Source organism: Claveliimonas sp. (assembly GCF_037273965.1).
GTDB lineage: Bacteria > Bacillota > Clostridia > Lachnospirales > Lachnospiraceae > Claveliimonas > Claveliimonas bilis.
Window position 1 is genome coordinate 1 of record NZ_JAYAZJ010000060.1, and the last position, 7,293, is coordinate 7,293.

At 44.0% G+C, this 7,293-nt stretch carries 10 protein-coding genes and 1 pseudogene; 5 read left to right on the plus strand and 6 right to left on the minus strand.

Annotated elements, in window-relative coordinates; translation table 11 throughout:
* Positions 1-277: 277 nt before the first annotated feature.
* The 3 genes from WJ238_RS04545 to WJ238_RS04555 form a co-directional block, all read right to left on the minus strand.
* Positions 278-607 (minus strand): type II toxin-antitoxin system RelE/ParE family toxin, encoded by a 330-nt coding sequence (locus tag WJ238_RS04545; protein ID WP_230107031.1) that lies wholly within the window; start codon positions 605-607, stop codon positions 278-280.
* On the minus strand, positions 604-912 hold the full coding sequence (locus tag WJ238_RS04550; protein ID WP_230107550.1) for a type II toxin-antitoxin system RelB/DinJ family antitoxin: 309 nt from the start codon (positions 910-912) through the stop codon (positions 604-606). Before WJ238_RS04550 ends, WJ238_RS04545 begins: the two co-directional genes overlap by 4 nt.
* 154 nt (positions 913-1,066) lie before the next feature.
* Positions 1,067-1,765 carry a 4Fe-4S double cluster binding domain-containing protein gene (locus WJ238_RS04555; protein WP_337606279.1) on the minus strand — a complete coding sequence of 233 codons (699 nt, stop codon included), beginning with the start codon at positions 1,763-1,765 and terminating at the stop codon, positions 1,067-1,069.
* Between the two features lie 150 nt (positions 1,766-1,915).
* On the opposite strand from WJ238_RS04555, the gene WJ238_RS04560 reads away from it, so the two are divergent.
* The 3 genes from WJ238_RS04560 (at position 1,916) to WJ238_RS04570 (ending at position 3,283) form a co-directional block, all read left to right on the plus strand.
* Positions 1,916-2,260, plus strand: a complete 345-nt coding sequence (locus WJ238_RS04560; RefSeq protein WP_230107029.1) for a hypothetical protein — start codon at positions 1,916-1,918, stop codon at positions 2,258-2,260.
* A gap of 182 nt (positions 2,261-2,442) precedes the next feature.
* Positions 2,443-2,604 (plus strand): hypothetical protein, encoded by a 162-nt coding sequence (locus tag WJ238_RS04565; RefSeq protein WP_230107028.1) that lies wholly within the window; start codon positions 2,443-2,445, stop codon positions 2,602-2,604.
* Between the two features lie 25 nt (positions 2,605-2,629).
* Positions 2,630-3,283, plus strand: coding sequence for an HAD family hydrolase (locus WJ238_RS04570; RefSeq protein ID WP_230107027.1), 654 nt, complete (start codon positions 2,630-2,632; stop codon positions 3,281-3,283).
* 57 nt (positions 3,284-3,340) lie between these two features.
* On the opposite strand, the gene nagB is transcribed toward WJ238_RS04570, so the two are convergent.
* From nagB to WJ238_RS04585, 3 genes are all read right to left on the minus strand, one after another.
* Positions 3,341-4,069 carry a glucosamine-6-phosphate deaminase gene (gene nagB, locus WJ238_RS04575; protein ID WP_230107026.1) on the minus strand — a complete coding sequence of 243 codons (729 nt, stop codon included), beginning with the start codon at positions 4,067-4,069 and terminating at the stop codon, positions 3,341-3,343.
* Between the two features lie 24 nt (positions 4,070-4,093).
* Positions 4,094-4,690, minus strand: coding sequence for a carbohydrate-binding family 9-like protein (locus WJ238_RS04580; protein WP_230107025.1), 597 nt, complete (start codon positions 4,688-4,690; stop codon positions 4,094-4,096).
* 95 nt (positions 4,691-4,785) lie between these two features.
* Positions 4,786-5,643 carry a class I SAM-dependent methyltransferase gene (locus tag WJ238_RS04585; RefSeq protein ID WP_230107024.1) on the minus strand — a complete coding sequence of 286 codons (858 nt, stop codon included), beginning with the start codon at positions 5,641-5,643 and terminating at the stop codon, positions 4,786-4,788.
* 167 nt (positions 5,644-5,810) lie between these two features.
* Here WJ238_RS04585 and selD point away from each other — a divergent pair, with 167 nt between their 5' ends.
* Both selD and WJ238_RS04595 read left to right on the plus strand, forming a co-directional pair.
* On the plus strand, positions 5,811-6,851 hold the full coding sequence (gene selD, locus WJ238_RS04590; RefSeq protein ID WP_230107023.1) for a selenide, water dikinase SelD: 1,041 nt from the start codon (positions 5,811-5,813) through the stop codon (positions 6,849-6,851).
* 60 nt (positions 6,852-6,911) lie between these two features.
* Positions 6,912-7,293 (plus strand): annotated as a pseudogene (locus WJ238_RS04595) (L-seryl-tRNA(Sec) selenium transferase); the annotation flags it as partial.

Here is a 7,293-nt window from a genome sequence, read left to right on the forward strand (position 1 = left end):
AATCCTTTATTTATCGATAAGATCCGATGGTGGAAATTAGTTTTTCATTTAACCATTTTTTCATTTACCTTTTTTCATTTACCTTTTTTCATTTACCGTTTTTTCATTTACCCTTTTTTCATTTACCGTTCATTTAACCAATTTTTAACCAATTTTTTATCGGGTTTTTATTTTTGCATAAATATTTCTCAATCAATCACTCCTATCTTAAATATAAGTATAGAAAAAGCGGTTGATCTCCAAAGGAGTAACCGCTTTGTGTGGGATATGAAATTGTTTATTGCTTTGTATGGACGCTTAACTGTTCTTCAATGTTGCGTCCGCTGTACATAACACGAAGAATTGTTACCACCTGTTCTTCCGCATCTGGAAGATAAAACACGATATAGTTATCTATCGCAACAAAACGTAAACCTCGGCTATACCACGGTTCTTTCCCATATCTCGGAAAGCGTTCCGGCATTTCATCTAAACTTAATATCTGTTTTTCCAAACGTTCCAGTTGCTTTCCTGCATTTTCTGGTGACAAAAGTTCAAAAGCGATATACTCAAATATCCCTCGCAAATCTTCCTCAGCCTGCATTGACGTGACTACGTTAAAAATCATAAGCCATAATCTTTGCGAATATCAGCAAAAACCGTCTTTGCATCTTTGGTTCGACCTGCTTTCATATCCGCATATCCTTTCTCCAGCTCTACGTGCAGTTCTTCTGTTCCCAGCATACTTATATCTGTGGGCGTTCTGTCTGGGATTTTTACTTCAAAGGGAAGTCCTCGATGTAAGATAATCTGTTTATAAAACATATTGATAGCATTAGAAGCAGGAATACCCAGTGTGGAGAGGATTTTTTCAGCCTGCTCTTTGATTTCAGGCTCTATTCTCGCATATAAATTTGCTGACTTTGCCATAATAACAACGCTCCTTTCTCGTGCATATCTTTTTCTTTATCATACACAAATGTCCGTACAATAGCAATACATTATTACTTGCATTCCACTGATACGGTTGAACAGCTTTAACGTTCTGTCCGAAATGGTCCGTTTTTCGCGTCTCCGTCTCTCTTTTTTATTCAGGCGCATTCAACCATTTCTGTGTATAAGGACACACAGCAAAACAAAGGCCGCACAGATCAGCTTCAATGCCAGTGGATTCTTTCATACGCTGAAGTTGTGTGCTGTAACAGATTTCCCGGTGGAAGAGCTCTTCCCGTTTTGTTTCGGGGTTCCATAAATGCCCGGTCAGAGCCCTTGCCGGACAGCTTTTCACACAGATGTCGCAGGTGCCGCATTGACTCTTGGTGACTGGAAGATCAAAAGGAAGAGGAGCGTCCGTAACGAGGCTGGACAGCCGGATAGCACTTCCATATTCTTTTGTGACAAGCAGGCAGCTTTTTCCGATCCAGCCAAGTCCTGCTCTTGTTGCTACGGTTTTGTGGGGGAGCGGTGTCCGCCGTTCGTCATTTTGTTTTACTGTCTTCGTTGTATTGGCATATGCGTTAAAGCCATTTTTTGTCAAAAATTCGGCTCCGCATGAGACGATTTCATCCAATCTGGCGTTCAGAGAATGGTAGGCGTTATAATATTCTTTTGTAGGAGCTGTTTTCAGATCCTGAACAATGTGTCTTGGTACGGGAACAGCTACAGAAACGCCCGTTTTCATATTTCCATCAACGACTCCGGATAAATCGGCGACTCCTGTCAGTTTTGCCCCTTTTTCTCTCAGAAGAGTAAATAATTCCTTTTTTAGTAAAGAGATGTCACTCATGTTGCTTCCCCCTTTGTCCCTTGTATCATTTATATTAAATTATATCAGAAATTTATTTAAAATTGAAAGAAAATACAGATAAATTATTGACTAATACTAAAAACAGAACTACAATTATTCATATAATAAAGAAGAAAGGAGTGCTGTGTTATGACGGCAGAAGTATTATCTATTTTATTGTTTGCTGTTGTTCTGGTTGTTGTTTGCTGGATGTTTGCAGAGTATTGGATTGGTGTCAGAACCAGAGGAACCGGAGAAGACGCTGGTAAACTTCGTTTTGGAAGCCGTACAGCATTTGCGTTGACTCATTTCTGGAAAGCTGTGGATGATGCAGGAGACATTCCCAAGGAAAAGTTAAGAAAAGAAATGAGCCTTGTAAATCAGCCGGGAGTAGACCACGGTTTCAGAGAAATGCAATACAGCACCGGACGTACGGACTATACGAAAGAAGTGGAAGTGACGAAGAAAAAGTATAAAATGAAGGAGAATATGTAATTCATGGAAAAAGGAATATCCAGATCCGGACGATGAATGCGGTCATTCTGATCAAAAAAGGAATGGCCGCATTTACTTTTCAAAACTGGACAAGGCAGACATTGTGGATTAAAATAAATGTATAGAAACAGCCTGGCTGCCACCGGACTTGGCGGTCAGAACAAAGAGGGAGGGAAATTGTTATGACAGAAGAACTGATCAGAGAATTGAAACATGTAAAAAATGCTCTTGTAAATAAAGAATTATCAGGCGACGAATGGGAAGAAAAGCAGGAAATGGTAAAGAAGCTGGAAGATGTGACTTCATATTTAAAAGATGCCCTGGGACAGGGAATCGAGTTTTAGAAAGGACACCTGGAGACGTTAGTAAATGATAGAAGCATTGATTTTTGACATGGACGGCCTTTTGTTTGATTCAGAGCGAGTAGTGCAAAGGTCTTGGAATATAGCAGGCAATGAGTTGGGATTCGGGCTGGTTGGCGAGAATATTTACAATACGCTGGGAATGAATCTGAAAAGCCGGACAGACTATTTCAAAAGAGTTTATGGTATGGATTTTCCAATGGATCGTTTTGCAGAAAGAACAAGAGAAATTTACTATGAAATAGCCAGGGAGGAGGGTGTTCCTCTGAAACCGGGAGTAAGGGCTCTTCTGGAGTATGGAAAGCAGCATGGGTACAAGATGGGAGTTGCTACCTCATCCCGCCAAGTACATGCAGTAAATGCAATGAAGGAAAAAGGGATATACGATTATTTTGATAATTGTGTGTTTGGAGATATGGTTGAAAACGCCAAACCGGATCCTGAAATCTATGAAACTGCATGTCAAAAGCTTGGAACCGAGCCTGAAAATGCTATGGCCCTGGAGGATGCGCCTAATGGAATATACTCTGCCAGCCGGGCTGGAATGTATGCGGTGATGATACCGGACCTGGTACAGCCGGACGAGGTTATGAAAAGGACAGCCTATCGGATATGCAGGGATTTGTATGAAGTGATAGACTTGTTGGAACATATGAAATGATAAAAAAATAACGGGAAACGTAACAAAATGCAAGTTTGCTACGTCCCCTGTTATTTTTTAATCAATCTTAGATAATGCTGCTTCGTCAGCTACCAGTGTTACATCCGGATGAAGCTGAAGGATGGATGCCGGTACCTTTGGAGTGATCGGTCCGAAAAATGCTTCCTTTACAGTATCCGCCTTGTCGGCGCCGCTGACCACGATAAGGATTTTTTTTGCCCTCATAATGGTACCGATCCCCATAGTGTAAGCCTGACGGGGAACTTCGTCGGCGGATGCGAAGAATCGTTTGTTTGCTTCGATCGTGCGTTCCTGCAGATTGACACAGTGAGTATCATCAGGGAAGATATCATCTGGTTCGTTGAAACCGATGTGTCCATTGTGTCCCAGACCAAGAAGCTGCAGATCAACTCCGCCAAGCGACTGGATCAGCTCTTCATACTGTCTGCATTCCTGATCGCTGTCCTCTTTTGTACCGTCCGGCAGATGTGTACGGCCGTCTGGAATGTTGACATGATCAAAAAGATGATGGTGCATAAAGTAATAGTAGCTCTGGTCATTGTCCCGTGGAAGCCCTTTGTATTCGTCTAGGTTCACTGTTGTGATTTCGGAAAAATCCAAATCTCCATCTTCATACCACTTCACCAGATTTTCATAGGTCCCGATCGGCGTGGAGCCGGTGGCAAGACCGAGAACGCTGTCAGGTTTTAAAGTAACCTGTGCAGAGATGATGTGCGCCGCTTTACGGCTCATTTCTTCGTAATTTTTTGTTTTGTAGATTTTCATAGAAATATATCCTCCTGATACAAATTATTCCAATATTGCAGAAGCAAAATATTCCGGCAGATGGAAAGACGGAGTGGAAGAAAGAATCGGTGCATACGCTGCATAATGTTCCACGTCTTTTGTCTCGGAAATTTTGTAAAAGTTGCAGGAGATGGTATCTCCGGCTTTGAATGAAAGTGCCCCGTAAATGTGCTCCAGTACGGAGAGGGGAATGCGGATAGAAGCAGTCCACCGGTCTTCCTCGATTTCGGTCCGGCACTGGAACATTGCCATGTCCTCTTTGGAAAAATAGGAACGGTACACTCTGGATGGGCCGTAAGCGGCAAGGAGGGCGCCGTTGGCGTTCACTTCGAAATTAAGATAGACTTCCTGTTCCGGAATGAACTGAAAAAACGCTTCCATGGCACTGTCCCGGTAAACGGGGTCAAAATCTTCCGTGTAGGTGCGTAAGGGGTCCTTTTCTTCGCATACCATACGCACATAAAATCCATCCTCTGGAATAAAACCAATATAAAAGTAAGTGCGGGGGATGGATTTTGTACCCCACAGGAGATGAGTGATTTCCAGTGGGGCAAGATTATTTAATTCTTCTTTGTTTTTCAGTATTTTAATTTTCATCATAAGTTCAATTTACCAGACAAAAGAGGGAAATACAATACGGAGAAGCATAATAGCAAAGAATGTACAAAAAAAAGCATAAATTGTGCTTATCCGGACTATTTTTCCCATCTTCCGGATGCTCCGCAGGGGAGATAAAGGCCTGTACTGGTAACCGGAAGGGCAATCTCCTGAGATTCTACATGTCCGTGGTATTTTTTCAGCTCTGTACTGAGCATATAAGTAAGGACGGCAGGCGCCAGTCCGGTTGTATAAGAGTTTACAAGGAAGAACAGGGGATCATCCGACAAAATCTTTGTACACAGATGAATAAAGGGATGTATGGATTCTTCGATTTTCCAGATTTCCCCTTTGGGGCCTCTTCCGTATGACGGAGGGTCCATGATAATGGCGTCATAATGATTTCCCCGGCGTATCTCCCGTTCCACGAATTTGACGCAGTCATCTACAAGCCAGCGGATGGGTGCCTCTTTCAGTCCCGATGAAACGGCGTTTTCCTTGGCCCATGTCACCATTCCCTTGGAAGCGTCCACATGGGTAACGGAAGCTCCCGCGGCAGCGGCGGCAAGAGTAGCGCCACCTGTGTAGGCGAAAAGGTTCAGAACTTTAACCGGCCGCCCGGCGTTTTTAATTTTTTCGGAAAACCAGTCCCAGTTAGCGGCCTGTTCGGGAAACAGTCCTGTGTGCTTGAAATTAAAGGGCTTCAGGTTAAAAGTCAGATCCCGGTAATGGATGGACCATTGCTGCGGGAGATCGAAAAATTCCCATTCGCCGCCGCCTTTTTTGCTCCGGTGATAATGGGCGTTTCTTGACTTCCATCCGGGGAGTTTTCTGGGAGTATTCCAGATGACCTGAGGGTCCGGGCGGACCAGAAGGTATTTGCCCCAGCGTTCCAGCTTTTCTCCGTTGCTGCAGTCCAGTACTTCATAATCTTTCCATTTATCTGCAATCCACATAATCTGTAAAATCCTCTCTATAATAAATAATATTCATAGTCGCAGACATTATTTTAGCCCGTGACGCACGCGAAATCAATATTTTTCTTTACCTTTTGCATTATCAGTGATAGACTGAATCTATAAGTGGATAAAGAGCCACAAATCCGTAAAAAGGGGGAAGAAAAATGAAATCAGATGTAAGACTGACAACATTAAGCAAAACATCCGGATGAGCGGCTAAAATTGGTCCGGAGACCCTTGCTCAGGTTCTGGGCAAGCTGCCGAAATTCCAGGATGATAATCTGCTGGTTGGAATCGAGACTTCCGACGATGCAGCAATATATAAGGTAACAGACGATATAGCTATGATTCAGACAGTAGACTTTTTTACGCCGATTGTAGATGATCCTTATATGTTCGGACAGATTGCAGCGGCCAATTCTTTGAGCGATGTGTGGGCCATGGGAGGAGAACCGGCAGTTGCGCTGAATATTGTCGGATTTCCTAATTGTCTGGACCCGGCGATCCTGGGAGATATCCTTGCAGGGGGCGCAGACAAAGTAAAAGAAGCAGGTGCGGTCCTTGTAGGAGGGCATTCCGTGCAGGATGACGAGCCGAAATACGGGCTGTGTGTGTCCGGTTTTGTACATCCGGATAAGATTTTCAAAAATTACGGATGCAGGCCGGGAGATGTGCTGGTATTGACAAAGCAGATCGGAAGCGGCGTCATTAATACTGCCATCAAGGCAGAGATGGCTTCTCCGTCCGCAGTGAAAGAAGCGCAGATGGTTATGGCATCCTTGAACAGGATTGCAAAGCGGGTGACAGAACGGTATCATGTATCCGCATGTACCGACATTACCGGTTTTGGTCTTCTCGGCCATTGTGTGGAGATGGCTGAGGCAAGCGATGTAACCTTTGAGCTTAAAGTAAAGGATATTGCCTATATGGCAGATGCCATTGATTATGCCAAAATGGGACTTGTCCCGGCAGGGACTTATAAAAACAGGGGATACTCCATCGGCAAGGTGGAGACAGGATCTATTGAAGAGTGTTATGTAGATCTTCTGTATGATCCGCAGACATCCGGAGGACTGCTGCTGAGCGTTTCCCCGGATGATGTAGAGGGAATGATGCGTGACTTTGAACATGCCGGTATGGAGACAACTGTATCCATAATCGGAAAAGTGGCGCCAAAAAGCGACAAACTGATCCGCTTATTCTAAAGCCCTCTGTAAGATCAGAAATGCTGACAAAAATGTCAGCGGCAACGAGAGGAAAGAAAAATGGATAAAAAAAGTTTATACCGCAGCATACCCAAAGTGGATGTGCTGCTTGCAGATGAGCAGATACAGGGACTGATTGAAAATTACAGCCGTGATACAGTCATGGAGGCAGTGCGTACCCAGACAGACCGTCTGCGCGCCTTTATCGGGACATGCACAGACGAGGGAGAGGCACTCGGTAAGATCAATGCTCTTAAAGATGATGTGGCCCGGGCTGTGAAGTCTCTTCACACGCCCAATATGCGCAAGGTGATAAACGGAACCGGAACGGTTCTTCACACCAATCTGGGAAGGGCGCCGATCTGCGAAGAACATATGAAAAAAGCAGCGGAACTTGTAACAGGATATTCCAATCTGGAATACAATCTGGAAGAAGGGAAGA